We start from the raw sequence: 26,260 nt of genomic DNA on the forward strand, positions 1-26,260 counted from the left end.
AAACTCTGGGCGTGCTTGTCTGGAGTCGGGACATCGAGGAGTCGTTGCGAAGACGGGAGTGCACGGAGGGGGACCACACTCCTTGTGGCCCCGAATTCCGTGGCTGATCCTTGCCTGTTTCTTCAGGCAGCGCATCATCCTGAGCGCTTCATCCTTGCAGCCTTCCTTGAATGCCCTGTTCCTTTGGGCAACTCCGGATCCGTGGAGCTTTCATCCTTGAGCCAACGTTCCTTGCTGGCTTGTCATCCCTGACACCACCATTCTAGCGAGAATGAGTTTTGTAAAAACCGGAGAATTGCTCCCTCATCTGTGCGATATATCTTACGCAGCTGTGAGTCGGCCATTACCGGTCTTTAGAAGCCTCGACGAAGGCGCGCCAACCACCAAACTCGGTGACGTCCCGGGCATTGTCCAGCGCATAGCCTTCGCAAATGAAGCCCTTGACCCAGCGACCATCGGCCAGCTCAACATTGCCGATTCCCAGCGGCGGCGGCACCAGGCCAACAAAGGTTCCGAAGGCTGCTGCGGTCATTTCCCAGACCTCGACAATGATCTCCCGGCCCTCGCCGGCGGCCACGCGTTTCAGTCCGGGCTTGGCCGGCTGGGTGCCCGCCAATGCGTAAAGTCGGTATAAGGGCGTGGTTGTAGTCTGCTCCAGCAGCGTTGCGTGGCGATCGGTCAACTGAGGGTTCAGCGGCATCCCGGTGAGGTGGGCGCCAACCACGGCAACCTGCACCGCCGGTGTTGAGGTGTTTGCACCTGGCTCTTCTTCCGGCCCGGGCTTGCCGGTTGCTCCCAGCGTGGTGGGGGAAGCGTTCAGCCATTGGCTGGCAAGGTGCTGCAGCTCCTTGTCTTTCCACGCGCCAGAGATAAGCGTAACCCCAAACGGCAGCCCGTCGTCCCGAAAGCCTGCCGGCACAGCCAGGGCACTGAGGTCTGCCAGGTTTACGAAGTTGGTGTAGGTGCCCAACTGGCTGTTCAGCACAACCGGGTCCGCATTAACCGCCTCAATAGTGGGCGCAATGGGCGCGGTGGGCACCAGCAAGCCGTCAATGTCGGCCAGCAGCTCGTCAATCCGCCGGACCAGTTCCTCTTTCCGGTACTGGGCCTTGAACGTCTGCGTGGCGTTGAATTTGTCAGCATTTTCAATAATGCCCCTAACCACGGGGTTCATGGCCTCGGCGTGGCTGGCCATGAAGGATTCGACCGCCGCCATGCGCTCGGCGACCCAGGGGCCTTCATAGAGCAGGGCTGCCAGCTCCAGCATGGGGCTGAAATCCAGGGGGATAAGCTCCACCTGCAAATGGCGCCATTGGCTGATTGCGGTATTCCAGGCCGCTTCGGCCTGCTGGTCACCGTACCATTTCGGGTGGTCCGGAATGGCCAGTCGTTTGAGCGGGCCGGCACGGCGAATGGCCGGACCATCCACAGGCAGGCTTTCAGGCAGCTTGCGGGAGAAGGCATCGCTGTCGTCGAATCCGGACAGAACTTCACTCACCGCGCCGGCATCATTCACCGTTAGCGCGAACACAGAAACACAGTCCAGAGAACGGCACGCGGGCACCACACCCTTGATGCTGAACAAGCCCTTGGTGGGCTTCAGTCCAACCAGATTGTTGAGCCCCGCGGGCACACGACCGGAACCCGCCGTGTCTGTGCCCAGGGAAAACGGCACGAGGCCTCGGGCAACCACCGAAGCGGAGCCGGAGCTGGACCCGCCGCTGATGATCTCCGGTTTAAAGCTGTTTGAGACCGCGCCATGGGGCGACCGGGTGCCGACAAGGCCGGTGGCGAACTGGTCGAGGTTGGTTTTACCGATCACGATGGCCCCGGCGGCTTTCAGTCTGGCAACCGTGGTGGCATCCCCGGAGGGCTGATAGGCGTATTCCGGGCACGCTGCTGTGGTGTGGAATCCCGTGGCATCAATGTTGTCTTTTACCGCGAACGGAATGCCATACAGTGGAAGGCGGGTCCTGTCCCCATCCACCGAGCCCAGGGTGAGTTCCAGCGCCCGGAGTGCATCGGAAAGACCGTCGGCGCTCATAACAGAGATCCAGGCGTTATCGGCAGGATCGAGGCCTTCCAGTAACGCCCCGATCAGGGCCTTTGGCTCAGCGCCCCCGGAATAGGCGTCCTTCCAGTCTTTGATCGTCCAGCCAGCTGTTGAAGCCATGGGGTTCCTCGTTTGGTTTGGGTGCTTGTATACAGCTTGTTTGGCAAGGCGCGTGCCACCCACGGTAAAGCGCTACATGTATATATTTTTCAGTTATTTAGCATCTGGCAGGTTGCCCGGGGAGAGAATGTGCGACGCACCAGGATGGGGCGCGCCTGTTCGCCCGCACCTGTTTTGGTGCGCTATGGGTTGGCAGGGCAGCGGGTGGCTCTGCCTTGTATCGTGATCAAAGTGTTGAAAACAAGAGGGATTTCATAAGTCTGGAACAGCTAATGCAGAGTGGGATGCGTTACATGACGAATGGCACAACCCCACTAAGAACGAAAAGGATGACGAAATGAGCCTTAAAAAACACGTGAAACTGGGCCTCTCTGCACTGGCGCTCTCTATTTCTTTCAACTCCGTTGCCGCCGAAGACCCCATCAAGGTCGGCATCCTGCACTCACTCTCCGGCACCATGGCCATCAGTGAAACGGTTCTGAAAGACACCGTTGAAATGCTGATTGAGCAACAGAACGCCAAGGGCGGTGTCCTCGGTCGCCAGCTTGAAGCCGTGGTGGTAGACCCGGCCTCCAACTGGCCGCTGTTTGCTGAAAAAGCCCGTGAACTGCTGGCACAGGAAAAGGTCGACGTGATCTTCGGTAACTGGACCTCGGTTTCCCGTAAATCCGTCCTGCCGGTGGTGGAAGAGCTGAACGGCCTTCTGTTTTACCCGGTACAGTACGAGGGTGAGGAATCCTCCGAGAACGTCTTCTACACCGGCGCTGCGCCCAACCAGCAGGCCATTCCTGCAGTGAACTATCTGATGAACAACATCGGTGTGGAGCGCTGGGTGCTGGCGGGTACGGATTACGTATACCCCCGCACCACCAACAAGATCCTTGAGACCTACCTGATGGACATGGGTGTGGCCAAGGAAGACATCATGATCAACTACACGCCTTTCGGGCATTCCGACTGGCAGAACATCGTGTCTGACATCAAGCGCTTCGGTTCCGCCGGCAAGAAGACCGCTGTGGTCTCTACCATTAACGGCGACGCCAACGTGCCTTTCTACCGTGAATTGGGTAACCAGGGCATCGCTGCCTCCGACATCCCGGTAGTGGCTTTCTCCGTGGGTGAGCAGGAACTCTCCGGTATCGATACCGGCCCGCTGGTTGGCCATCTGGCCGCCTGGAACTACTTCATGAGCGTGGATAACGACGCCAACTACGACTTCATCGACGCCTGGGTGGAGTACACCGGGCAGGAAGACGCCGTTACCAATGACCCGATGGAAGCGCACTACATCGGCTTCAATATGTACGTTGAAGCGGTCAAGAAAGCCGGCACCACCGACGTAGACGCGGTGAAAGACGCCATCATTGGCGTAACCGTACCCAACCTCACCGGTGGCTATGCCGCCATGATGCCTAACCACCACATCACCAAGCCTGTGCTGATTGGCGAAATCCAGGACAACGGCCAGTTCTCTGTCGTATGGGAAACCTCTGGTCTGGTTGCCGGCGATGCCTGGTCTGACTTCCTGCCGGGTTCACGGGACATTATTGCCGACTGGCGCAAGCCCATGTTCTGCGGAACCTTCAACACCGTAACCGGCAAGTGTGGCGCTTCTGCCGGCGAAATGGCGGCCGAAGCCGAGTAAGCCAGAGAAGGCATAGCATCAGGGACAGCCGGGGTGGCCATGCTGCCCCGGCTGTCACCCCGCAACTCGCTTTCAACAGACAGGAAACACTCATGAGCATCATTCGATCGCTCACATTGCTGTTTATTGCCCTGATTTCCCTGCTGTCGCTTCCCGCAACAGCGCAGGAAAACGATCCTGGCAGAGCATTGCTGATCAACCTTGCCGAAGCGCCAGCCAGCAAAGTGGAAGAAGCGGTTAACGCCATTGTCAGCAGCGGTGATAAAAGAGCCAGGGGCTGGCTCGAAGCATACGGAAACAACCGCCTTAGCCGGATTAAAGACACCGGGCAGGTGGTCCTGGTATTGAACAACCGGGGCAGGGACTGGGAAATCGCAGATCCGCTGACCGGAGAGAACATGGGCGAAATGTCCCGCCGTGAGCTGGACAGAGTCGCCATCAACAACCGAATTCGTGGCCAGCTTGAGGGCATCCTCGCCATGCTGGATCTGAACGCCGCCGACCCCGATGTGCGTGAAGCTTCCGCACAGGACATGATGGGCAAAGTGGACGCCTCACTGGTTGAACCCCTGGAAGCACAGCTGGAACGTGAAGAAAACGCCAGTGTGCGCAACCGCATTGAAGAAGCCCTGGCCATTTACCGGGTGAGCGAGGGCAATCCTGAGGCCATCGATGTGCTGGCAGGCAGCCTGCATCCCCGAGCCCGTGCCGCCCTGAACGACGCCGTCCGGGGCGATGACCCGGCACTGGCCGACAGAGCCACCAAAGCACTGGAAAGCATCGAACAGAAGCTCAAACTGAACCGCGCCGCCGAGACCCTGTATTTCGGCCTTTCCCTCGGTTCGGTCCTGGTACTGGCCGCCATCGGCCTGGCCATCACCTTCGGGGTGATGGGCGTCATCAACATGGCCCACGGCGAACTGATCATGCTGGGTGCCTACACCACCTGGGGCATGCAGCAACTCCTGCCCGGCCAGCCCGGCCTGGCATTGATTCTGTCGATTCCGGCCGGTTTCATGGTGGCCGCCACCGCCGGCATCATCATCGAACGCAGCGTGATCCAGCACCTGAAGGGCCGCCCCCTGGAAACCCTGCTGGCCACCTTCGGCATCAGCCTGATCCTGCAACAGCTGGTGCGTACCGTGATCTCGCCGCAGAACCGCACCGTGGTAACCCCGGACTGGATGAGTGGTTCCCTGGTGATCAACGACGCGCTTTCGTTGACCCTCAACCGCCTGTATGTGCTCGCCTTCGCGCTGATTGTCTTCGCCGCGCTGATGCTGATCATGCGCAAGACCCGTCTGGGCCTGGAAGTGCGCGCCGTTACCCAGAACCGGGCCATGGCCCGCTCCATGGGCATCCGCGCCACCCGGGTAGACATCATGACCTTTGCCCTCGGTTCCGGCGTTGCCGGCCTGGCCGGTGTGGCGCTCTCCCAGCTCACCAACGTGGGCCCCAACCTGGGCCAGAACTACATCATTGATTCGTTCATGGTGGTGGTGTTCGGCGGCGTGGGTAACCTCTGGGGCACGCTCATTGCCGGGCTTTCCCTGGGCACCATCAACCAGCTGCTTGAACCCTGGGCCGGTGCCGTCCTCGCCAAGATCATTGTGCTGGTGTTCATTATCCTGTTTATCCAGAAACGGCCGAAGGGGCTCTTCCCCCAGAAAGGCCGGGCTGCGGAGGGTTAAGGTATGTGGTTGACTCGACCCCTGCGTGAGCGATCCACGCAGCTTTTTCTTGGCGTACTCTTCGCGGCTCTGGTGGTGGTGACGTTTCTCCACCTGTTTACGCCTCAGGACAGCGCCCTGCATGTCAGCGCCTATACTGTCACCCTGCTGGGCAAATACCTGTGCTACGCCCTGCTGGCGGTGGCGGTGGACCTGGTGTGGGGTTACCTCGGTATCCTCAGTCTGGGCCACGGCGCCTTCTTTGCCCTCGGCGGTTACGCCATGGGCATGTACCTGATGCGCCAGATTGGCGATCGCGGCGTGTATGGCGACCCGATCCTGCCGGATTTCATGGTGTTCCTGAACTGGCAGGAGCTGCCCTGGTTCTGGCACGGCTTCGACATGGCCTGGTTTGCCTTCATCATGGTGCTGCTGGCCCCCGGCCTGCTGGCGCTGGTGTTCGGCTTCCTGGCCTTCCGCTCACGGGTGACAGGGGTGTACCTCTCCATCATCACCCAGGCGCTCACCTTTGCCCTGATGCTGGCCTTTTTCCGCAACGAAATGGGCTTTGGCGGTAACAACGGTCTCACCGACTTCAAGGACATCCTCGGCTTCAACCTGCGCACGGACGCCACCCGACTCGGGCTGTTCATTGCCACCGGTATTGCGCTGGCCATTGGCTACGTGATCTGCCGTGGCATTGTCACCAGCAAGCTGGGCCGGGTAAGCGTGGCCTGCCGGGATGCCGAAGCCCGAACCCGCTTCCTCGGCTACCGGGTCGAACGGGTGCAACTGTTCGTGTTTGTGGTCTCCGCCATGCTCGCTGGCGTGGCCGGGGCGCTGTATGTACCGCAAGTCGGCATCATCAACCCCAGCGAATTCTCGCCACTGTTCTCTATTGAAGTGGTGGTGTGGGTAGCTTTGGGAGGCCGGGCTACACTCTATGGAGCGGTGATTGGCGCCATTCTGGTGAACTACGCGAAAACCGTGTTTACCGGCATCATGCCGGACGCCTGGTTGTTTGCCCTCGGCGGCCTGTTTGTTCTGGTGACCGTGTTCCTGCCCAAGGGCATAGCCGGTTTGCTGTTCAGGCGCAGGAAAACCGATGACACGGGCAATACCCCCGATGCGCAGGAGGCCACGGCATGAGTTTTTTGCAGGAACTGACCGACCGTGAGCATGTGTTCGAGTTTCTGACTCAGGTGAAGTCGCCGGTGGACGTGCGCCACGGCCCCATCCTGTACCTGGAAGACGTGAACGTTAGCTTTGACGGCTTTAAAGCCATCAACAACCTCAACCTCACCATCGACGACGGCGAGCTGCGCTGCATCATCGGCCCCAACGGCGCGGGCAAGACCACCATGATGGACATCATCACCGGAAAAACCCGGCCAGACACCGGCTCGGTATGGTTCGGCAGCCGCCACAATCTGCTCACCATGAACGAGCCCGACATTGCCTCCCTCGGCATCGGCCGCAAGTTCCAGAAACCCACGGTCTTCGAAGCCCTCACCGTGTTCGAAAACCTGGAGCTGGCCATGGCGACAGACAAGCGGGTATTGCCCACGCTCACCGCCATCATGAAACCGGAATACCGGGACCGCATCGACGAGGTGCTGGAAATGATCGGCCTTGAGGCACTGCGGGACCGCCTGGCCGGCATCCTCTCCCACGGCCAGAAACAGTGGCTGGAAATCGGCATGCTGCTGATGCAGAAGCCCCGCCTGCTCTTGGTAGACGAGCCCGTGGCCGGCATGACCGAACAGGAAATGGAGCGCACCGCCGAACTGCTCACCAGCCTCGCGGGCAAACAGTCCGTGGTGGTGGTGGAACACGACATGGGCTTTGTCCGCTCCATAGCCCGCAAGGTCACCGTACTGCACCAGGGCAGCGTGCTGGCCGAAGGCTCCATGGATCAGGTCTCCAACGACCCGGAAGTGATCAAGGTCTATCTCGGGGAGGAGGCGTAATGCTGAAGATTGAAAAACTCAACCAGTTCTACGGCGAAAGCCATACCCTCTGGGATCTGGACCTGGATGTGCCCCAGGCCCAGTGCACCTGCGTGATGGGCCGCAACGGCGTGGGCAAAACCACCCTGATGAAATGCATCATGGGCGAGGAAACCACCAAAAGCGGCAGCATCGAATTCGCCGGCGACGTGGAACTCACCAAAAAGAAAGTCGAAGACCGCTCCCGCCTCGGCATCGGTTACGTACCCCAGGGCCGGCAGATCTTCCCGCTGCTGACCGTGGAAGAAAACCTGCGCACCGGCCTGGCGGTGCGCAAGGACGGCAGCAAACAAATCCCCGAGCGGGTTTACGAACTGTTTCCGGTACTGAAAGAAATGCGCAATCGCCGGGGCGGTGACCTTTCCGGTGGCCAGCAACAGCAACTGGCCATCGGCCGTGCGCTGGTGATCGAACCACGCCTGCTGATCCTCGACGAACCGGGCGAGGGCATCCAGCCCAACATCGTGGCCCAGATCGGCGAGGTGATTCAAAAGCTGATCAAAGAAGACGGCCTCACCGTGCTGTTGGTAGAGCAGAAGCTTCCGTTTGCCCGCAAATACGCAGACCGCTTCGCCATCCTCGACCGGGGCCGCCGCGTCGCCGAGGGCGAAATTGCGGGCCTGACCGATGAACTCATCAAAAAGCACCTGACGGTATGACGGTCTTCCAGCAAATCGAAGCCGCGAACGACTCCGGCCACCGCTTCGACGAAGGCCGGCGCTGGGCCGCGTCCATCTCCCTGGGCTTCGATGCCCGGCCGGATGGCAGCAACACCGCCACCCGAATGACCCACGTGCGCCACCAGGGGCCGTTAAGAGTACAGCGCCCGTTCTACCCCGAAGGCCGCAACGGCTGCTGCCACGTGTACCTGCTGCACCCGCCCGGCGGACTCGTCAGCGGCGATGCCCTCAGCATCGAAGCCCGGGTAGGCGAGGGCGCTCATACCCTGTTGACCACCCCGGCCGCTGCCAAACTCTACAAAGCCGACAGCCACGGCGTGGCCTGGGCCCAGCACACCACATTAAAAGTGGAAAAAGACGGCATCCTCGAATACCTGCCCCAGGAAACCCTCGCCTTCGACGGCTCCCGGGGTGAACAAAGCACCACCATCGAACTGGAAACCGGCGCCAAATGCCTCGGCTGGGAAATCCTAGCCCTCGGCCGCCCGGCCAGCAAACTGCCGTTCATCTCCGGCCACCTGGAACAACGCTTCCGCCTACTGATGGACGGCCGCCCCCTGTGGCTGGAACGCCAGCCCATGGACCCGAACCACCCGAGATTCAAAGGCCACTGGGGCCAGGGCGGCGCCACCGTACAGGCCACCCTCTGGGTCGTCGGCCTCGAAGACGAAGCCGCCGCCATAGAAGAACTCCGGGAAACCCTGCCAGAGAGCAAGCGCTGGGCCGTCACCCGCCGCCGGAGCGTGGTACTGCTGCGCTACCTGGGGCAGGAACGCAACGAAGCCTGGGCGATCTGCCAACAAGCCTGGGAATTGCTAAGACCAAGACTAACCGGCCAGCCCGCCAGTATTCCAAGAATCTGGCTGACCTGAACAACATACGAATCGCGTAGCGAAAAACGGAGCGATAACCGATGGAATTAACGCCCAGAGACAAAGACAAACTGCTGCTGTTCACAGCCGCCCTGCTGGCCGAACGCCGCAAAGCCAAAGGCCTGAAACTCAACTACCCCGAAGCCGTCGCCCTCATCAGTGCCGAAATCATGGAAGGCGCGAGGGAAGGCCGCACCGTGGCCGAACTCATGACCGCCGGCACCGAAATCCTCACCCGCGACGACGTGATGGACGGCATCGCCGAAATGGTCGACGAAGTGCAGGTGGAAGCCACCTTCCCCGACGGCACCAAACTCGTCACCGTCCACAACCCCATAGTTTGAGGAGTGCGCCATGATCCCCGGTGAATACGACCTGAAAGACGGTGACATCGAACTCTGCGAAGGCCGCGAGCGAATCCAGATTGAAGTGGCCAACACCGGCGACCGCCCGGTCCAGATCGGCTCCCACTACCACTTCGCCGAAGCCAACCCGGCGCTGGATTTCGACCGAGCCAAAGCGAGGGGTTATCGATTAGACGTAGCCGCCGGCACCGCCATCCGCTTCGAACCCGGCCAGAGTCGCGAAGTAACTTTGATTCCGTTTTCCGGTAGCCGCGAAATCTACGGTTTCCGCCAAGAAGTCATGGGTAAATTAGACTCCAAGAATTAAGTCTGAGGAGTGGGTGGGATGAGCTTTCCAAAACTGTGCGGAGCCATGGATGGCGGAGCCCAAGCGTCACATGGACGTGCCGCAAGGAGCGTGTTTTGGAAAGCTCATCCCACCCGCTCCAGGCACCCAAGCCAAAAACGAGGGACAGCATGAAAATCACAAGACAGGCCTACGCCGACATGTACGGCCCAACCACCGGCGACCGCGTAAGACTAGGCGACACCGACCTCTGGATCGAAGTAGAAAGCGACACCGCCCATTACGGCGACGAAGTAAAATTCGGCGGCGGCAAAGTCATCAGAGACGGCATGGGCCAGAGCCAACGCGCCGATGACAGCGTGATGGACACCGTCATCACCAACGCCCTGATACTCGACTGGTGGGGCATCGTCAAAGCCGACGTCGGCATCCAGAAAGGCAGAATCGCCGCCATCGGCAAGGCCGGCAACCCCGACACCCAGCCAGACGTCACCATCGCCATCGGCCCCGGCACCGAAATCATCGCCGGCGAAGGCAAAATCCTCACCGCCGGCGGCATCGACGCCCACATCCACTTCATCTGCCCCCAGCAGATCGAAGAAGCCCTCATGAGCGGCATCACCACCATGCTCGGCGGCGGCACTGGCCCGGCGACCGGCACCAACGCCACCACCTGCACACCGGGCCCCTGGCACATCGGCAAAATGCTCCAGGCCGTGGACGCCATGCCCATGAACATCGGCTTCCTCGGCAAAGGCAACGCCAGCTTGCCGGAATCCCTCGAACTGCAAATCCAGGCCGGCGCCATGGGCCTGAAACTGCATGAAGACTGGGGCACCACCCCCGCCTCCATCGACAACTGCCTCACCGTGGCCGACAAATACGACGTGCAGGTGGCCATCCACACCGACACCCTGAACGAATCCGGCTTCGTGGAAGACACCCTGGCCGCGTTCAAAGAACGCTGCATCCACACCTACCACACCGAAGGCGCCGGCGGCGGCCACGCCCCGGACATCATCACCGCCTGCTCCAAACCCTACGTGCTGCCGTCCTCCACCAACCCGACGCGGCCCTACACCGTGAACACCATCGACGAACACCTCGACATGCTGATGGTGTGCCACCACCTGGACCCCAACATCCCGGAAGACGTCGCCTTCGCCGACTCCCGCATCCGCCGCGAGACCATCGCCGCAGAAGACATCCTCCACGACCTGGGCGTGATCTCCATGATCGCCTCCGATTCCCAGGCCATGGGCCGGGTAGGCGAAGTGGTGTGCCGCACCTGGCAGACCGCCCACAAAATGAAACAGCAGCGGGGCCTGCTGCCGGAAGACGAAGACCTGGGTGCCGACAACCTGCGCGCCAAGCGTTACATCGCCAAGTACACCATCAACCCCGCCATCACCCACGGCATCGCGCACGAAGTGGGCTCGGTAGAAGTGGGCAAGCTGGCGGACCTGGTGCTCTGGAGCCCCGCGTTCTTCGGCGTGAAGCCCGCCACCATCCTCAAGGGCGGCATGATTGCCGCCGCACCCATGGGCGATGCCAACGCCTCCATACCCACACCCCAGCCAGTGCACTACCGCCCCATGTTCGGGGCCTTCGGCAAAGCCGCCAGTGCCACCCGCCTGACCTTTGTCAGCCAGGCGGCCCTCGACGCCGGCATTGGCCAGGAACTGGGGCTTGACAGCCCGCTCTCCGCCTGCAAAGGCGTGCGCGACGTGCGCAAGAGCGATATGAAACTGAACGACGCCTGCCCGCACATCACCGTAGACCCGCAAACCTACGAAGTGCACGCAGACGGTGAACTGCTGACCTGCGAGCCGGCTACCGAACTGCCACTGGCACAGCGTTATCACCTTTTTTAAAAAGACAGCTCATGGCTGTTCTAGGAGACCGACATGCTTGAACTTACCCAACGGGTCGGACCGGTAGAAACATCCGAAATCCACGACCACCTCACGCTGCCGTTCGAGCTGCGCATGCGCGGCCGCCTGCGCGCCAAAACCGACACCGGCTACGACGTGGGCTTATTCCTCGACCGTGGCCCGGTGCTGCGCGAAGGCGCCTTCCTGCAGGCCGAGACCGGCGAGATCATCCGCATCCGCGCGGCCGATGAACCGGTAGTAACCGCTCACATCGAAACGGGCCTGGCCATGGCGCGGCTGTGCTACCACCTGGGCAACCGCCACGTGGCACTCCAGATTGGCTCCGAAGCGGAAGGCGGCCCTGTCGATGGTAAAACGGGCTGGGTACGCTTCCCGCCAGACCACGTGCTGGAAGAACTGGCCGAGCGCCTGGGTGCAACACTGGAACACCACCGCGCGCCTTTCGATCCGGAGCCGGGTGCTTACGCCCAGGCAGGCGAGGGTAAGGCTAACGGACATTCCCACAGCCATAGCCACGGACACGGCCATGACCACGCCCACTGACAGCAGCCAGACACCGGTGGGCGATCTCGCCCTGCTGGGGTTGATGCAACTGGTCAGCCCCGCACTGCCCATCGGCGCCTTTGCCTGGTCCCAGGGGCTGGAAAGCGCCTTTGAGCTGGGCTGGGTAAACAACGAAGACGAACTGGGCGACTGGCTGGAAGGCGTACTGGAAGACGGCCTGACCCGCTGCGAACTGCCCCTGCTGGTGCGTATGCAAGAAGCCTGGGCCAACGGCGATAGTGGCGCCATAACCGAGTGGACCGACTGGCTGCACGCTACCCGGGAAACCGCCGAACTGACCGACGAAGACATCCGCCTCGGCGCCGCACTGGTGCGCCTGCTCGGCAGCCTGGACCTGTTACCGGCGAAAGACCGGCTCCCGGAAGACCCCGGCTACGTCATCCTGTTCGCCTGGGCCGCCCATGTGCGCCGCGTACCGGCACGGCAAACACTGCTCGGCTTCGCCTGGGCCTGGCTGGAAAACCAGCTCGCCGTTGCCTGCAAAGCCATGCCCCTGGGCCACACCGCCGCCCAGCGCCTGACCGAACGGCTGCGCCCGAAACTGGTGATGGCCGTGGATAACGCCTTACAGAAAGAAGATCACGAACTCGGCCCGGTACTGCCAGGCCTCGCGCTCGGCAGCGCCTTACACGAAACCCAGTATTCACGGCTTTTCAGAAGCTGAACAACTACGCTGATTACAAGAGAAATGGAGAACACGCCATGAAACATTGTCTGAGAGTTGGAGTAGGGGGGCCGGTCGGCTCCGGCAAAACCGCCCTGCTGCGACAACTGTGCAAGGCCCTGAAAGACCACTACGACATCGCCGTGGTCACCAACGACATCTACACCAGAGAAGACGCCGACTTCCTGCTCAAACACGACGCCCTGCCAGCCGACCGCATTCTCGGTGTGGAAACCGGCGGCTGCCCGCATACCGCGATTCGCGAGGACGCCTCCATGAACCTGGCGGCCATCGACGACCTGCAAAGCCGCCACCCGAACCTGGAACTGGTGCTGGTGGAATCCGGCGGCGACAACCTCTCCGCCACCTTCAGCCCGGAACTGAGCGACCTCACCCTGTATGTGATCGACGTCTCCGCTGGCGACAAGATCCCCCGCAAGGGCGGCCCCGGCATCACCAAATCCGACCTGCTGATCATCAACAAGATCGACATCGCCGAACAGGTACACGCCTCCCTGGATGTGATGGAACGGGACAGCAAGAAAATGCGCGGCGAACGCCCCTTCGTGTTCACCAACCTGTATGACGGGGTAGGGCTGGAGACGATTATCAGCTTTATTTTGGAGAGGGGAATGCTGCCGGAGCGTCGGCCTGAGAAGCTTGCCGAAACCGCCTGAGCCAATCGAGTACAAACGACTTAAGAACCATCAGGAGAAAACCATGAAACTCACAGCCAAACTCCTCACCGCTGCCGCGTTGCTGACTGCTTCCGCCTCCGCCATGGCCCACTCCGGCCACGCCGAAGGTGGCTTTACCAGCGGCCTTCTGCACCCCATGCTGGGCCTTGACCACCTTCTGGCCATGGCCGCCATCGGCTTCTGGAGTGTGCGCCAGAGCAAGCACATGAAAAACGCCACCCCGGCCTTCGTGATCGGCGGCATGATTCTCGGTGCCACCCTCGCCTGGGGCGGTATGAGCCTGCCGGGCGTGGAAACCGGCATTACTTTCTCCGTACTGGTCGCCGGTATCCTGATTGCCACATTGGCCAAACTGCCAACCGCAGTCGGTGGCACTCTGGTTGGTGCGTTTATGCTGTTTCACGGTTTTGCCCACGGTGCTGAAATGCCCGCAGGTGCGACACTTGCCGCTTACCTGGCTGGTTTCTCTATCGCTACGCTGGCGATCACCCTGGTTGGCCGTGGGCTGGGTAGCTTGATGTTGAAGGCCGATAGCCGGTTCAGTCGTGGGGTTGGCGGTGTGCTAGCGGTTGCGGGGGCGTACCTGGCGGCAGCTTGATTCGCACTTCGAAACTACCAAAAAAGCAGACAAGAAAGCCGCTCGGGAAACCGGGCGGCTTTTGTTGTATGTGGTTTACTAAATTTTACGTCTCGCGGGTAGGAAGTTTCCTAAGGATTAGGCTAGTGTGTAGTTATAAGAAACGGATAAATGCCGCTGTTAAGGATGACGGATGGACTACACCCAGATACTGCACACCCTTCAAAATGCCATTCCAACGGCCATTTGGTATCTGATTCCGTTCTTCCTCGTTGCTGCGGTCATCAAATCGCCCTGGTTCAAAGGAAAGGCTGGGGAGGCAGTTGTTAACCTTTCCGCCAAACTGTTTCTCGATAAAACCCGCTACCACCTCATCAAGAACGTCACCCTGCTCACCGAAGACGGCACCACCCAGATCGACCACATCATCGTTTCCCGGTACGGTGTTTTTGTGGTGGAAACCAAGAATATGAAGGGGTGGATCTTCGGCAACGCCAAACAGCGGTATTGGACGCAGAAGATCTTCAAGTACTCGCAGAAATTTCAGAACCCGCTTCACCAGAACTACAAACATGTGAAGACACTGCAAAACCTGTTGGACTTGGGCGATGAGCAGGTGTTTTCGGTAGTGGTCTTTGTGGGGGATTCGACGTTCAAAACGGCCATGCCGGAGAACGTGACCCACGGTGGTGGGTATGTCCGCTATATCAAAGCCCAAACCGAGCAGCGGCTGTCGGATGGTGAGGTTCAGAGGGTTATCGAAGCCATTGAATCCGGGCGGCTAGCGGCTACGTTCAGAAATCACCGGAAGCATGTGTCACACGTAAAGAAGATCGTGGCGAGGAATGATAGTGGGTTTCGGGGTCGGAACGATTGGAAGTCAAATAACTGAAAGAGAAGATCGCTATCTCATCACTGAAATGTGCTTTTAGAATCATGAGTTTCGATCAGAAGCGGATAGTAATGACACGGAGAGTCAATATTCCAGATGCCCTACATTTATACATGAAATTGACTAAAAAATTGCAGAGATGAATTGTTATGGAAAGCGATTTCAAAGGAATGCGATGGTTAAAGTGTGACTTACAGGTCCAAACACCAGAAGATGGTAGGCATTGGTTAGACGATGGACTGAAATTGCTTGATCCGCGTCGACCAAAGAATAACGGACAAGTGGATGAAAGTGACATGCAAGAAAAGGCGAGGATATTCCTTCGCCGATGTCATGAATTGCAATTGGATCTTGTCGGGTTAACAGATCACAACTTTTCAACACGAACAGATCCCAGGGATTGGTTTGCTGTCCATCTGGTGGAACAAAACAAAGCCGTCGCACGTGAGTTTGATCGAGCTCCTTTGGTAATAATGCCTGGCTTTGAGGTGGATATTGGTTATCACGTTCTTTGCTTATTTAACCCTGCAAAGAAACAAAAACACTTTGAGGAATGTAATCGAGTTCTAACGAAATTAGGACTGGCAGAGGGTGAGCGATTCGACCAGGCCGGCCCAAAGCAATTGAGGCATCATGGTCAGAAAGTATCTTTAAAAAAATTGATTGAAATAGTCCAAAACGAAAACGATGGTATTGTTATAGCAGCACATGCTGATCAGAATAATGGGTTGTTTTCGGATGCTGCAAATAGGGAAGATTACAGTAATCCAGAGCTTTACGGTGTTGAGCTTACTCAGAACCCTCCGGCTCAAAAGTATCAAGATATCCTTTCTGGCAGAAATGCTGCTTGGCACAGAGAACACTCTCATCCAGCGTGGGTTATGTCGTCTGATGCTAAATCAATTCAAGCCGAAGATGGCAAGCCAAAAGCAAACAGTCTAGGGTACCGCTACACTTGGATAAAAATGTCAGTGCCATCTGTGGAGTCTTTGCGTCAGGCTTTTCTCGATCAAGATTCCAGAATTAGTAGACCTTTAGATATAGCCACTGATAAGCCACCGGGCGCTTCTGTTAAACAGTCAATCATTCAATCGATATTAATTAAAAACGCAGTATTTCTTGCCGATCAAGATGTTTATTTCTCACCCAATATGAATTGTGTTATCGGCGGTCGAGGTAGCGGTAAGTCAACTCTCCTAGAGTATCTTCGAGTGATGCTTGGGAAAGACAAAGGCAAAGATTTGGATGAAGGAACAAGAGAAAGAATTGAGCGAGTAAAGGGAACTTTGACCAGTCCAGAGGCAAAAACCTCTCTGGAGGTTCGGTGGGTCAGTGCCGATGGCGTTAAAGATACTATTGTATTGGAATCAGGCCGCCCGATGGTTCAGGGATTGGATCTTGAAGACCCAGCTACTTATTTCGACAACTTGAAGGTGAGTTTTTATAGCCAGCAACAGCTGAATCGACTCACAGACTCAAGGACTGATGGTAGGGGTATTCGCCAAGCTGAGCGTCTTCTTGAGCTTGTTGATGGATTTGCTGAAGAAGAATTAGAGGAGCTAGGTAACAAGGAAGCTACATTAAAACGTCAAATTTCTGCAGCATTTTCAGTTAAACGCTCTATTTCAGAGCAACAGTCTATTTTGAGACGGTTGCGCCAAGAGCGACAGGAGCTGGAGCGACAGTGGAAGGCTCAGAGTGATATACAAGTCCCTGCGCGTCGGCATCAGGCTTTAAAGGAAGAAGAACGTTACCTTAGCCGTGTGAAAGGTGAGGAGGGCGCACAGTTCTCCGATGTTGCGGATCTTGCCGATGAAATCGCCGAATCACATGTCACTTTTGCAGTAGATGAAGCACCTCATGGGCAATGGCTTAAGGAGATAGATCAAAAAGTAAAAGAAGAAAAATCTAAGTTAGCAGCTCAAATCAGAAAGTCTGTTGAGCAATTTGAACAGCAGATTTCGGGATTTTTTGATAATGACCAGAGCTGGGGCGGTATAAAGGCTGAAATAGAGCAAGCTGACGACCAATTCAATAGGGCTTGTGAAGAGAAAGGCCTGTCGCCCGATGATGTTGGTCATCTTCAGGAAATTAACCATGCCCGCACTCGTAAGGATGGTGAGATTGAGGCTGTCGAGCATGAAATTGACCGTCTTAAGGCTACTTTGGACGATCCAGATGTTCTGATATCAAGTCTGCATGGCATATGGAGACAGCAGTTTGCAAAGCGCAACGAAGCAGTTGCAAAAGCAAATGACCTTGCTGTTCTTGATGGCTGTGAACAGAGGTTTGTGGAGGTTTCTGCAGCGTACCAACAGGATTCAAAGGCATTTACGAAACATTGGAGTGATTTTGGTCCCAACGATGGTCGGACGAGACTTGGTAGAGCATGGGCAGACCTCGGTGACAAGCTCTACAAAGCATTTACCGAGGATGGTGTTGATTGCGCTTCCCCCTGGCAATACTTGAAAGAAAGGTTGGATGTTGAAACTAAAGCCGCTGGGGTAGAGTTTGAGGATCTGTCTCGTGACCTTTATACACATGTATTTGAGAACGAGGAGAAGTGGGAGAGGCTTCAGGTTTCGCGTGTGGATGATGCAGTAGATATGAAGCTGTATAGGCCTGATGGGACTGTCGCAGGTAGTATCGCTGAGGGCTCGTTGTCAGATGGGCAGCGGAATACAGCAGCTTTGGCTCTATTGTTAGCCCAAGATGGTGGCCCTTTGGTGATCGACCAGCCCGAGGATGAACTCGATTCAAACTTCGTTTTTCGTGAACTAATACCGATGTTACGAAAAGTGAAATGTAAGCGTCAGCTTATTATGGCAACACACAATGCCAACCTACCGGTGAATGGCGACGCTGAACTTGTTTACGCATTTGAGGCAAAAAATAGCAGAGGGGAGGTGCTTGCCGAGGGAGGGCTGGACCAAGGTGAAGTAACCAAAGCTGTTCTCGATATTATGGAAGGCACAGAAGAGGCTTTCCGCCGTAGAAGGGAGAAATATCACTTTTAATGCTAAAGAAGAAAAGCGGACAGATTTATTTGTCCTTCACGACGACGCATAGATAAGCATCTGAACACAGCGGCGGAATAGCTCTGCGGAGAAAACCGGTGTTCGCCTGGCCGCCCAGCTATGAATAGCTGACCATCGAAAACGGGGACAGATTTATTTTTGACCAAGTGACAGGACAGTCACAAGATAATTAAGAGGAAACACAATGCAAAAAAGGAACGCAGTAGCCCTTTCGGCTGTTCTGGCTATCACAACCACTCCGCTGCTTGCGGAAGAAGCTCAATCCGGTATCGGCAAAAGTAATTTTTCATACAGTACCGTCGGCGGGTACCTGGGGCGGGTAACGCCGGATGAGGAAATCGTTTTTTTGAATGAGGTTTACGAGGACTTCGGTGCGGCCGGCATCAATGGTGCGGTTCAGTTGGCTGATAACCTGGCGATCGGGGCGTCAGCGGGTATTTTCACCAACGAAGGCAATCGCACCGAAATCACCAACTCCTCAATTAGCTTAAACCTGTTTGTACCTATTCCCATTGGGGACCGTTTAGACCTTATTCCCCGCGTTGGCTATGTGGGCAACGAGGTCGAAGCTTGTGCGGATAACATCTGTGCCACCGAAGACGACAGCGCACTATCGTACGGCCTGTTTACCCGTATTTGGGTTGTGCCGGGCACCCTGGAGATCAGCGGTGGTTTCTCAGATTCCGATGAGGAGAACTCTGACAGCACGACTTCAATAGGTGCGGCACTCTGGTTTAGGGAACATCACAGTATCGAGTTGAATGTGGACCAAAATGACAGCTTTGATGCTGTAACGGTGGGATACCGCTATACCCTGTGATCTCGATAAGCTCTGAAAACCGGCACTACAGAGAACGGATTCTGTGCTTGAAAAGCAAGGAGAAGCTTCTGCCAAGACAAGCCAGGGTGATTGTGCCCGGTTTTCCCCACCATATTGCCCAGCGCGGTCATAACCGACAACCCGTGTTTGTCGAACGTCGTGATTTTGAGTACTACCTGGCGAATCTTCGAAAACCGGGACAGATCTATTTTCACGAAAATCAATTGCCAGTCATAAACGGAAACCGAGCTCGACTGGGTGTTTAATCCAATTCTAATGCTACGCTGCGGCTTTCTTCGAGCGATTTTATAGTTCGAAAAATAAACCAATAGGCGTACTCTGATAAGTCTACAGCCTGACACGACGAATCGACTCACTGAGAAGAGGTTGATCGTTCTTCGACTTTTGATTTGATTAGTTCTACGATTTTATCGCTAAAATCTTTCCCAATATTTATGTCAGGATTTCTGTAAATTCTCAGTCTTGGTAGTTGGAATTTAAAGCTTTTATTGACCCCGTTGACTATAGATGAAATTTCTGTAAGTCGCTTTGTTTGCTGTCTACGCGATGTGACATAAATATCCTCCCCCATCTTAATATTTCCGGGTTCAGTGGGGAAGTCGATCAGAAGCGCCACTTCAGAATCTTTAGACCAAGATATGCTTGAATTTTTAATTTCTGATGAAAGTTCCATTAATAGGTTATCGAGTTGATCGTAGCTTGTTTCGTTAAGCCATATAAGCGCTTCTTTACTAAGTTCAGATGCATTGACTTCGAAGGCAACTTTGAATAATTTGTTTTCATTAGCAATCAGTCGATCGACTAATTCTGAGCAACCCATAAGATTAAAGTCTTCGCACTTTGCCTTTATCATTTCTAGAAAACTATATTGATTTTTGTCAATAACCTCCTCCGCTCTCAGACATTCATTATTTGCTTCATATAGTGAGCTCATCACGTGGCGTATCATAGCAAAATAAGAACGGTTTGGTCGGTTCCAATACGCCCGACTAAAGAGCCAGTATCGTAGCGACACAATATGCTCGGCAATGCTCACGCCAGTCTCTTTGAGGGCCAGGCGGTGATCAAAAACGGTCAAATGGACTAGTATTTCATCTAAATCAAATGTGTTGCCACTGATGATGCCTAGGTGATGTGAATCTCTCCTTAAAAAATCTAAAACCCTTACATCTAAAGATGATTTAAGCATAGAAGACACTAGCTCGTAGCCTTGGTCATTGGAGCTGTTGTTAGCTATTATGTCGAAAACTTTTTCCGGGGTGGTGTTTTTAAACTCTTGCTCAATGATTTCGGATATGGAGCGGCCTTTTTTATCTCTCAGTTTTTTGAGCTGTTCCAAGATTTTTTTCTTAGAGAGGGTAGAGAACTGAGTTTTATCCCTTGCTCTCATCTCATGGATTATGTTCGATAAAGGAAAGCGAGTTGCGCTCGATAAAGCTGCGCAGATAAGAGCAGTTTCTATTTTTTCAACTCCAAAATATCTTAGAAACTCTCTCTCATCTAGAAGTGAAAGTAAGTATTTTCTCATTGTTTCGAGAGTGCCTAGCGTATGCTCATATCTTGTATGCCCGGACCCAGGCAAAATATGGTTGGCAGTGGTGAGCTGAGGTACCCTGGAAAGCCTAAAAATTGCTGGGTGCTTTACTAAATCATTTAAGCGCAAGGTTGCTTTCAAAGGCTCGACAGGCATCATCCGTCGTACCCCTGTGCCAATACCATTTGATAATTCGGGTATTCCACCAACCTCTCTTTGGATAGGCCTCAAAAACTGGAGTTGTTTGACTACCTCTGATATGTCTCTGTAGCCACCTTCATCAAGTCCCCTCTCGAGTGAATCTTTGAGAGCTTCGTTCCAAGAATGATTTGAGGTGCAAGGGAAGGCCTTTAAAAAACTGAGACAGGTTTTGCAAAAGCTATATATATCCCAGAACGGTTGCAATTTTATGAAATCGCTATAAGGAATTTCGGTTTCTAAAAGTGATTTGACGGTTTCAGGAATCCATGATTCGGAGCCGGCAATAAAAACAGTAGATCTTGAGGTGTTCTTTGGATCCATTGGTTTGGATATGCCTAGGTCTCCAAGAATTGGTTGGATTCCTGAGTAAAGATTCTCAAGAAAAATATTTTTTGGAGCGATGTCGCAATGAGAGAAACCTTTGTTAAAAATGTATTCTACAGCGGTTCCTATCTCAATCATCAGGTCTAATACTATTTCTGGGTTGTCTTCTATTTTTTTATTTATAGCTTGGCAGGGCGTACTGTTTGGCTCATTTATTAACTTCTTAAGTGTTGGTCCCGATATGAAGTCTGTAATTATGTAGGGTATTTGAATGTCTTTGAGTTGACACGTTCCCGCACTTATTACTTTTACTAGGTTTTGATGCGTTAATGTTGTTATGTTATAAATTTCTTCACGAAAATCTTCTGTGCTTATCGGACTCTCTTGATTCCCCTTTTTTTCAGCGATGTCATCTCGGTACATGAAGAATTTGATAGCCCGCTGTATGCTTGTTCCATGCGCTAAGGTTTGGCTCGCTTTAAATACAATTCCTGACCCGCCTGCCCCGAGCGGCTCGATAAAGCCATTTTTGTTTTGCGTAAACTGAAACCCCGGTATTGGTTGGGAGTCAAGGTTCAGTTTTTTTCTTCTAGAATCGGGTTTTTCGAGGTTAGTCATTGTTGAAGGCTTTGGTTGGTGTATGACTGGGCAGTGCTTTGTATTCTTTAGAGCGTAGCTTCATCTTCGGAAACATTCATCTCTTTTTCATTTTTTGAAATTTTAGGAGGAGGCGGTGTCCAAGCCTTTAGCAACTGCCCCGCTTCTTGGTAAAAATGTGGGACCGCGCGCTCTAATTCCTCAACAAACACTTTCCGTCCACTGAACTTGCCAGCTAGATCCACCTCGTAAACTACTTCCAGCGTCGTGGCTACAGTGTTGGAGGTATCCGATTCCATTAACTCTGGCGAGTCCCGCAACTCTTTCAGTGCCTGGTATGTGGTTTCCGCCTTGCCGGGCCTGGTAGCGCGTATGAAGAACCCTGCGGGCTCAGTCTTTTTGAGTTGGCGAAGAAGCCAGTTCACTCTTGCTTTCGTGCTTTGTTTATCTTTCGGTGCCGTTAAACGCATTGAGCAATAGATCATTCGCCGCTGAAGGTCTGCGGTTACTTCCAGGTCTGCTGCCGCGTTAATGATGTTGAGGGCGCATTGCAGAGCCGGTGTTTTACAGAACGCTTCTGCATCGTCCTTCAGGCGTTTCGCTGGATCCAGACGGTGGTCGTTTTTCAGTTTCAGCGATACGTCGCTGCCCGTCAGTCGCGACATGATCAGGCACAGATCTCGTTGCTCCTGATGCCATGCGGCGATCGTGTTCTGAACTTCGTCACTGGTTTTGGAGAGTGGGGCGTTGCTCTTCACTTTGTTGACGACGTCTTTCCATTCGCTGTTCATCTGGTCGAAATGGCTAATGCCTGATCGGTCGCTTTCCAGGTATCGCAGTATTTCGCTGAGGATGAATACCTGGTCTTCGTCTTCAACGCCGTCGTTTTTAAGCAAGAGTTGGCATTGTGTGCGGATAAATGCCCATGACCAATGATAGAGGGCGACGGACTTGGTGGCGTTCTTCGGGAGTTTTACCGGGTGGTGGGTCGGTAATGCAGCAAACTGGTTTGTGATGGTGATCACTGCATCCAGCTTGTGGGCTTTCGCTTGTTGCAGGTAACGCGATACCTGGTCTTCACCAATAGTGTCGTTGTTAACTTTGGCTTCGATCAACGCCCGCCATTCACGCCGGCCGGTGCGGAGGATCAATAGGCCATCTGGTCGATCTTTCAGCTTTACCGCTGTCTTGTTTTCGTTCTGGAAAACTACTTCTGTCCAGGCTTCAAGGTTAGCGCTGGTTCCAACACGGACGTTCAGGGATTTCAGAAGAGACTGACGCAGCTCAAGCACGGAACGAAGGCCGGCGAGTATCACCGAAACGGATTTTTGTTCTCTTGCGCTGTCTGCAGCTATGGGGATTAAACGGGCAGGTTCGCCACCGATGAGGAAGTCAGGACGGTTGGTCACAGCTAGCTCCATGCTTTTCTTAGATTTAGTTTCCTACCTAAGCCTAGCAGGGCTTTTTTGAAGCTGCCTGTTTCTTTAGTGATGAAGTGTAAAGCTATGCAGTAGATAAAAACCCGCCGGTGGAAGATGCGATCCAGCAGGCCAGCGGCGGGACTCTATCATTTTGTTAAAATGCTGAAAATTAACGCCCCAAGCGCCGCACCGGCAAGGATTTGGCCAACCTCATTCGGCTGTTCTTGAGCCTTGGCGGTGTTACCTCTCACTGGCTGAATTACCTTGATACCATTGGCTTGAAGCTGCCTGATGTTCTGGATCAAGCGAGTGTTCAACTCTTCGAAACTCACGTCTAGAGCATTGGCCGCCTGGAACATCTGGTCGACTGAAAATGCAGATTTCCCGCTTTCAAGTCGACTGTAGCTCGGTTGTGAAAGCCCCATCCTTTCGGCCATTTCCCCCTGTTCAATGCTCATGCTTTTCCTGAGGTTCGAGAGAACAACGCCCAGGACTGCAGAGTATGAGGTTTTTCCATTTTGCATGGGAAGCCCTTCTATTTTGGGTAAGCGGGTTGACTTAGAGAAAACGATGCTATAATTTGCAAGGAAATACGTAAAACGTAAAAAAAGAGGGTTTGTGAATATGTATTCTAACTTGAATGTGGGTGATTTGCTATACCGAAGCAAAGGAGTAGTGGAGCATGCTGGTGTCTATCTTGGGTCAAATGAGGTACTGCACATTCAGCCGGGAAGGCGCTTGGTGAAAGTGCCTTTTGAGCAATACGCTAATGGTAAATCGGTATCGGTGAAGCGCCAGAAAATTGATCAGCAAGGCTTTGCAAAAAGGCTTTCTGAGGTGAGTCAGGTAGGTGGGGTTTACTGCCCTATTTCGAATAACTGCGAGCACACGGCACATTACCTAACTTCCGGAAAACGAGTGAGCCCTCAACTCCAGGTTGCGCTTGGATTCGGTTTTTTGGGTGGAATGATTGCTTCGAAGGGTGAGGCGAGTAGGTTTGCCATAGGAGCTGGACTTCTTGGATTGGGGGCTCTTATTGTTTCAAATGCGAACCGGCGGCATGATTTCGTAGTCGATCCAAAGCTGCCAAGTATTAACTGAGTGATAAACCTTTGCGGTGTTAGGCCCTGATTTCTCTGCTTGCGAGGGAAGCCGGGACACAAGGTAAACCGGGAAAGATTTATTTTGGTAATCCGGGAAAGGTCTATTTTTCAGGGCTCTTGATGTAGAAAACATTCTTATCCCGCACACTCATCTCGAAGAGCTCACTGGCTCGGATAAGATCGCTCAGCTTCTTGTACCCGTAGTTCACGGGGGAGAAAGAGCTGTTATTGGAAATGTACTGGCCAACCTTGCCCAGATGGGCCCAACCATCATCATCAGCAGTCTGTTCCACCGCAGTTCGTAGGGTCCGCACCAGCAAGGTGTCGCCCCTCAGTTTGTTCCGTCCCCACTTGGTTTCGACGCTTGGTTTTGGCGTGCCGCCGTTGCTGACGTTATCCGGTTCCTCAGTATCCTCGCGAAGGTTCTCTGTGTAGATGAATTGCGAGCAGGCGTTCACGAAGGGCATTGGGGTTTTGCGCTCGCCGAAGCCAAAGACTGGTAGGCCGGCCTCAAGGATTCGCATGACCAGGGGCGTAAAGTCGGAATCGCTGGTCATGAGGGCGAACGCATCGACGTTCCCGCTGTAGAGCAGGTCCATGGCGTCAATGATCATTGAGGCATCGGTAGCGTTCTTGCCGGTTGTATAGGCAAACTGCTGAACCGGTCGGATGGCGTTAGCGTGAAGCTTTTCGATCCAGCCTCCTAGTTGCGGACCGTTCCAGTTTCCGTGGGCATGGCGCACGTTCACAGCCCCGTATTTGGCGAGTTCCTGGAGTACCCCTTCGATGGATTGGTGACTGACGTTGTCACAGTCGATGAGTAGAGCGATTTTGTAGTTGCTGTTCATCGTGTTTGAGCTGTCCTTGTCTCAGATGGTGGTCCTGAATACTAGCAGTAAAGCCGGAACCGCAGAAAACGTGCCCGGTTTCTGTTCTCTATTTCGAACAAGTATACAAAAAGCGCAACAATCGCCTCTCGCTCGTTAACCTGTGAACGCCGGCCAAAAATCGCTGCACTCCCAGAAAATTCTCCTCACCCTCACAGGCAATCAGTGCATCTTTTCGTTTTTCGCGCGCATCGTGCCAACGTTTAGACAATAGAGCAGAATTCTCCGTGGTATCACGAGCTTCAAGAAGCTTGAGACCGGATTCTTGTATTAATTGCTCATTGATACCAGGGGGGCTAAAAAAATACATACCGTCTGGGCATCGAGTCTCAAGCTCTTCATATGAAATCAGTCCGCCAATAACTAAAGCGTCACTAAAAACGAATCTCCCACCAGATTTGAGCAACCTTTGTGTGTTGGAGAGAACTTCTCTTCGAAGAGGGACATGACACATGACATCAGTGGAATAAATGGCGTCAAACGAATTATCCTCATAGGGTAGTTCTTTAGACGCATCGTGTTGTTCAAATTTTACGATGTCGGTGACCTTTTCATTTTCGGCCAAAGCATTAGCCGTTTTCACGCCCGACGCATTTATCTCAAACCCTACAACCCGACAGCCTATACGTTTTGCCAGGCCTACAGCGTACCCCCCAGATCCACACCCTATGTCCAGGACCGATGAATCAGAGGTCAACTGAAGTAACTCAGGTATCTCGTGAGATTCTGCAGTCGAAACCCAACTGGTTTGCCCATAGTCCTCGCCATATGTCTCCCGCCGGATCTCGCTGTAGGTTTCCAGCGAGTAATTGCTGTACGAGCTATTGTAGAGATCGATATTTTTGCTCATGAGCTCTTTCCTCTTTGTGCTGCTGACTTTGGAAAACCGGGACAGATTTATTTTTGCGACTTCTCTTGTGGCTCAGAACTCATTTGAGGTACTTGTTGCCTCTTGCCCTCATAGCGGGCCTGATCAGGCCGTCGAGCATTAACGCCCGTTTAATCAGGCAACCCGGAACGCTTCTCTGGTGTCATTTCCTAGTTCACTATAGCAACGCTGATCTGCCTGGCCACGCGCACGAAAACCGGGACAGATTTATTTTAGCGAGTGTGAATGCTCACCGAGCAGATAGTTAACCAGGGCATTCAGGCTTTCTTCCGACATTCGCCACCGTGGCATCGTATCGTTCAGTGGTTCACCATCGGGGTGAAAACTGGGACAGATCTATTTTTTCGTCTTCTCTGATGGCCCAGCGCTAAAGTAAGTCACTACCAACCTCCAACGTGCTTCGGTTAATATCGGCGTTCAGCGCAGAAAGGATTC

The 26,260-nt window shown here is 54.5% G+C and carries 23 protein-coding genes; 17 read left to right on the forward strand and 6 right to left on the reverse strand.

What is annotated here, in order from left to right:
• Positions 1-343 precede the first annotated feature (343 nt).
• On the reverse strand, positions 344-2,173 hold the full coding sequence (gene atzF, locus BKP64_RS00410; RefSeq protein WP_070964484.1) for an allophanate hydrolase: 1,830 nt from the start codon (positions 2,171-2,173) through the stop codon (positions 344-346).
• A gap of 337 nt (positions 2,174-2,510) precedes the next feature.
• Between atzF and urtA the strand changes: the two genes are divergently transcribed.
• The 16 genes from urtA (at position 2,511) to BKP64_RS00490 (ending at position 18,848) form a co-directional block, all read left to right on the forward strand.
• Positions 2,511-3,818 (forward strand): urea ABC transporter substrate-binding protein, encoded by a 1,308-nt coding sequence (gene urtA, locus BKP64_RS00415; protein WP_070964487.1) that lies wholly within the window; start codon positions 2,511-2,513, stop codon positions 3,816-3,818.
• A gap of 92 nt (positions 3,819-3,910) precedes the next feature.
• On the forward strand, positions 3,911-5,509 hold the full coding sequence (gene urtB / locus BKP64_RS00420; protein WP_070964489.1) for an urea ABC transporter permease subunit UrtB: 1,599 nt from the start codon (positions 3,911-3,913) through the stop codon (positions 5,507-5,509).
• 3 nt (positions 5,510-5,512) lie between these two features.
• Entirely contained in the window at positions 5,513-6,637 is a 1,125-nt protein-coding gene (gene urtC / locus BKP64_RS00425) for an urea ABC transporter permease subunit UrtC (protein ID WP_070964492.1), read from the forward strand.
• Positions 6,634-7,458, forward strand: coding sequence for an urea ABC transporter ATP-binding protein UrtD (gene urtD, locus BKP64_RS00430; protein ID WP_070964495.1), 825 nt, complete (start codon positions 6,634-6,636; stop codon positions 7,456-7,458). The genes urtC and urtD overlap by 4 nt, the downstream gene beginning before the upstream one ends.
• Positions 7,458-8,156: an urea ABC transporter ATP-binding subunit UrtE gene (gene urtE, locus BKP64_RS00435; protein ID WP_070964497.1), complete on the forward strand. Its 699-nt coding sequence runs from the start codon at positions 7,458-7,460 to the stop codon at positions 8,154-8,156. The genes urtD and urtE overlap by 1 nt, the downstream gene beginning before the upstream one ends.
• Complete coding sequence (locus BKP64_RS00440) at positions 8,153-9,049, forward strand: urease accessory protein UreD (protein ID WP_070964500.1); 897 nt, start codon at positions 8,153-8,155, stop codon at positions 9,047-9,049. Before urtE ends, BKP64_RS00440 begins: the two co-directional genes overlap by 4 nt.
• A 41-nt stretch (positions 9,050-9,090) precedes the next feature.
• Entirely contained in the window at positions 9,091-9,393 is a 303-nt protein-coding gene (gene ureA / locus BKP64_RS00445; protein WP_070964506.1) for an urease subunit gamma, read from the forward strand.
• 10 nt (positions 9,394-9,403) lie between these two features.
• Complete coding sequence (locus BKP64_RS00450) at positions 9,404-9,721, forward strand: urease subunit beta (RefSeq protein WP_070964508.1); 318 nt, start codon at positions 9,404-9,406, stop codon at positions 9,719-9,721.
• A 149-nt stretch (positions 9,722-9,870) separates the two neighbouring features.
• Positions 9,871-11,574 carry an urease subunit alpha gene (ureC, locus tag BKP64_RS00455; protein ID WP_070973483.1) on the forward strand — a complete coding sequence of 568 codons (1,704 nt, stop codon included), beginning with the start codon at positions 9,871-9,873 and terminating at the stop codon, positions 11,572-11,574.
• Positions 11,575-11,607: 33 nt separating this feature from the next.
• Positions 11,608-12,138 (forward strand): urease accessory protein UreE, encoded by a 531-nt coding sequence (ureE, locus tag BKP64_RS00460; RefSeq protein WP_070964511.1) that lies wholly within the window; start codon positions 11,608-11,610, stop codon positions 12,136-12,138.
• On the forward strand, positions 12,122-12,823 hold the full coding sequence (locus BKP64_RS00465; protein ID WP_070964514.1) for an urease accessory protein UreF: 702 nt from the start codon (positions 12,122-12,124) through the stop codon (positions 12,821-12,823). Before ureE ends, BKP64_RS00465 begins: the two co-directional genes overlap by 17 nt.
• Positions 12,824-12,861: 38 nt before the next feature.
• The gene (gene ureG, locus BKP64_RS00470; RefSeq protein WP_070964516.1) at positions 12,862-13,500 is read left to right on the forward strand and encodes an urease accessory protein UreG; all 639 of its coding nucleotides are present in this window, start codon (positions 12,862-12,864) and stop codon (positions 13,498-13,500) included.
• A gap of 43 nt (positions 13,501-13,543) precedes the next feature.
• Entirely contained in the window at positions 13,544-14,119 is a 576-nt protein-coding gene (locus BKP64_RS00475; RefSeq protein WP_070964519.1) for a HupE/UreJ family protein, read from the forward strand.
• A gap of 172 nt (positions 14,120-14,291) precedes the next feature.
• On the forward strand, positions 14,292-14,990 hold the full coding sequence (locus BKP64_RS00480; RefSeq protein ID WP_070964520.1) for a nuclease-related domain-containing protein: 699 nt from the start codon (positions 14,292-14,294) through the stop codon (positions 14,988-14,990).
• 149 nt (positions 14,991-15,139) lie between these two features.
• A complete protein-coding gene (locus BKP64_RS00485) occupies positions 15,140-18,007 on the forward strand; it encodes a TrlF family AAA-like ATPase (RefSeq protein WP_070964522.1) in 2,868 nt (955 codons plus the stop codon).
• 205 nt (positions 18,008-18,212) lie between these two features.
• Positions 18,213-18,848, forward strand: coding sequence for a hypothetical protein (locus BKP64_RS00490; protein ID WP_070964524.1), 636 nt, complete (start codon positions 18,213-18,215; stop codon positions 18,846-18,848).
• Between the two features lie 373 nt (positions 18,849-19,221).
• On the opposite strand, the gene BKP64_RS00500 is transcribed toward BKP64_RS00490, so the two are convergent.
• The 3 genes from BKP64_RS00500 to BKP64_RS00510 all read right to left on the reverse strand — a co-directional run bounded on the left by BKP64_RS00500 (position 19,222) and on the right by BKP64_RS00510 (position 23,470).
• Entirely contained in the window at positions 19,222-21,546 is a 2,325-nt protein-coding gene (locus tag BKP64_RS00500) for a protein kinase domain-containing protein (protein WP_070964527.1), read from the reverse strand.
• A 47-nt stretch (positions 21,547-21,593) separates the two neighbouring features.
• Positions 21,594-22,934, reverse strand: coding sequence for a hypothetical protein (locus BKP64_RS00505; protein ID WP_227515469.1), 1,341 nt, complete (start codon positions 22,932-22,934; stop codon positions 21,594-21,596).
• Between the two features lie 158 nt (positions 22,935-23,092).
• Positions 23,093-23,470, reverse strand: a complete 378-nt coding sequence (locus BKP64_RS00510) for a helix-turn-helix domain-containing protein (protein ID WP_070964532.1) — start codon at positions 23,468-23,470, stop codon at positions 23,093-23,095.
• 94 nt (positions 23,471-23,564) lie between these two features.
• Here BKP64_RS00510 and BKP64_RS00515 point away from each other — a divergent pair, with 94 nt between their 5' ends.
• Positions 23,565-24,047, forward strand: a complete 483-nt coding sequence (locus BKP64_RS00515) for a C40 family peptidase (RefSeq protein WP_157755393.1) — start codon at positions 23,565-23,567, stop codon at positions 24,045-24,047.
• Between the two features lie 103 nt (positions 24,048-24,150).
• Here BKP64_RS00515 and BKP64_RS00520 read toward each other — a convergent pair whose 3' ends face one another.
• Together BKP64_RS00520 and BKP64_RS00525 are read right to left on the reverse strand one after the other, a co-directional pair.
• A complete protein-coding gene (locus BKP64_RS00520; RefSeq protein ID WP_070964538.1) occupies positions 24,151-24,897 on the reverse strand; it encodes an NYN domain-containing protein in 747 nt (248 codons plus the stop codon).
• A gap of 88 nt (positions 24,898-24,985) precedes the next feature.
• Complete coding sequence (locus BKP64_RS00525) at positions 24,986-25,786, reverse strand: class I SAM-dependent methyltransferase (protein ID WP_070964540.1); 801 nt, start codon at positions 25,784-25,786, stop codon at positions 24,986-24,988.
• Between the last annotated feature and the right edge of the window lie 474 nt (positions 25,787-26,260).

Source organism: Marinobacter salinus (genome assembly GCF_001854125.1).
Lineage (GTDB): Bacteria > Pseudomonadota > Gammaproteobacteria > Pseudomonadales > Oleiphilaceae > Marinobacter > Marinobacter salinus.

What these genes read in the sequence shown, in the direction of transcription:
- atzF (WP_070964484.1), bottom strand. Translation starts at nt 2,173, where the DNA reads ATGGCTTCAACAGCTGGCTGGACGATCAAAGACTGGAAGGACGCCTAT.
- urtA (WP_070964487.1), top strand. Translation starts at nt 2,511, where the DNA reads ATGAGCCTTAAAAAACACGTGAAACTGGGCCTCTCTGCACTGGCGCTC.
- urtB (WP_070964489.1), top strand. Translation starts at nt 3,911, where the DNA reads ATGAGCATCATTCGATCGCTCACATTGCTGTTTATTGCCCTGATTTCC.
- urtC (WP_070964492.1), top strand. Translation starts at nt 5,513, where the DNA reads ATGTGGTTGACTCGACCCCTGCGTGAGCGATCCACGCAGCTTTTTCTT.
- urtD (WP_070964495.1), top strand. Translation starts at nt 6,634, where the DNA reads ATGAGTTTTTTGCAGGAACTGACCGACCGTGAGCATGTGTTCGAGTTT.
- urtE (WP_070964497.1), top strand. Translation starts at nt 7,458, where the DNA reads ATGCTGAAGATTGAAAAACTCAACCAGTTCTACGGCGAAAGCCATACC.
- BKP64_RS00440 (WP_070964500.1), top strand. Translation starts at nt 8,153, where the DNA reads ATGACGGTCTTCCAGCAAATCGAAGCCGCGAACGACTCCGGCCACCGC.
- ureA (WP_070964506.1), top strand. Translation starts at nt 9,091, where the DNA reads ATGGAATTAACGCCCAGAGACAAAGACAAACTGCTGCTGTTCACAGCC.
- BKP64_RS00450 (WP_070964508.1), top strand. Translation starts at nt 9,404, where the DNA reads ATGATCCCCGGTGAATACGACCTGAAAGACGGTGACATCGAACTCTGC.
- ureC (WP_070973483.1), top strand. Translation starts at nt 9,871, where the DNA reads ATGAAAATCACAAGACAGGCCTACGCCGACATGTACGGCCCAACCACC.
- ureE (WP_070964511.1), top strand. Translation starts at nt 11,608, where the DNA reads ATGCTTGAACTTACCCAACGGGTCGGACCGGTAGAAACATCCGAAATC.
- BKP64_RS00465 (WP_070964514.1), top strand. Translation starts at nt 12,122, where the DNA reads ATGACCACGCCCACTGACAGCAGCCAGACACCGGTGGGCGATCTCGCC.
- ureG (WP_070964516.1), top strand. Translation starts at nt 12,862, where the DNA reads ATGAAACATTGTCTGAGAGTTGGAGTAGGGGGGCCGGTCGGCTCCGGC.
- BKP64_RS00475 (WP_070964519.1), top strand. Translation starts at nt 13,544, where the DNA reads ATGAAACTCACAGCCAAACTCCTCACCGCTGCCGCGTTGCTGACTGCT.
- BKP64_RS00480 (WP_070964520.1), top strand. Translation starts at nt 14,292, where the DNA reads ATGGACTACACCCAGATACTGCACACCCTTCAAAATGCCATTCCAACG.
- BKP64_RS00485 (WP_070964522.1), top strand. Translation starts at nt 15,140, where the DNA reads ATGGAAAGCGATTTCAAAGGAATGCGATGGTTAAAGTGTGACTTACAG.
- BKP64_RS00490 (WP_070964524.1), top strand. Translation starts at nt 18,213, where the DNA reads ATGCAAAAAAGGAACGCAGTAGCCCTTTCGGCTGTTCTGGCTATCACA.
- BKP64_RS00500 (WP_070964527.1), bottom strand. Translation starts at nt 21,546, where the DNA reads ATGACTAACCTCGAAAAACCCGATTCTAGAAGAAAAAAACTGAACCTT.
- BKP64_RS00510 (WP_070964532.1), bottom strand. Translation starts at nt 23,470, where the DNA reads ATGCAAAATGGAAAAACCTCATACTCTGCAGTCCTGGGCGTTGTTCTC.
- BKP64_RS00520 (WP_070964538.1), bottom strand. Translation starts at nt 24,897, where the DNA reads ATGAACAGCAACTACAAAATCGCTCTACTCATCGACTGTGACAACGTC.
- BKP64_RS00525 (WP_070964540.1), bottom strand. Translation starts at nt 25,786, where the DNA reads ATGAGCAAAAATATCGATCTCTACAATAGCTCGTACAGCAATTACTCG.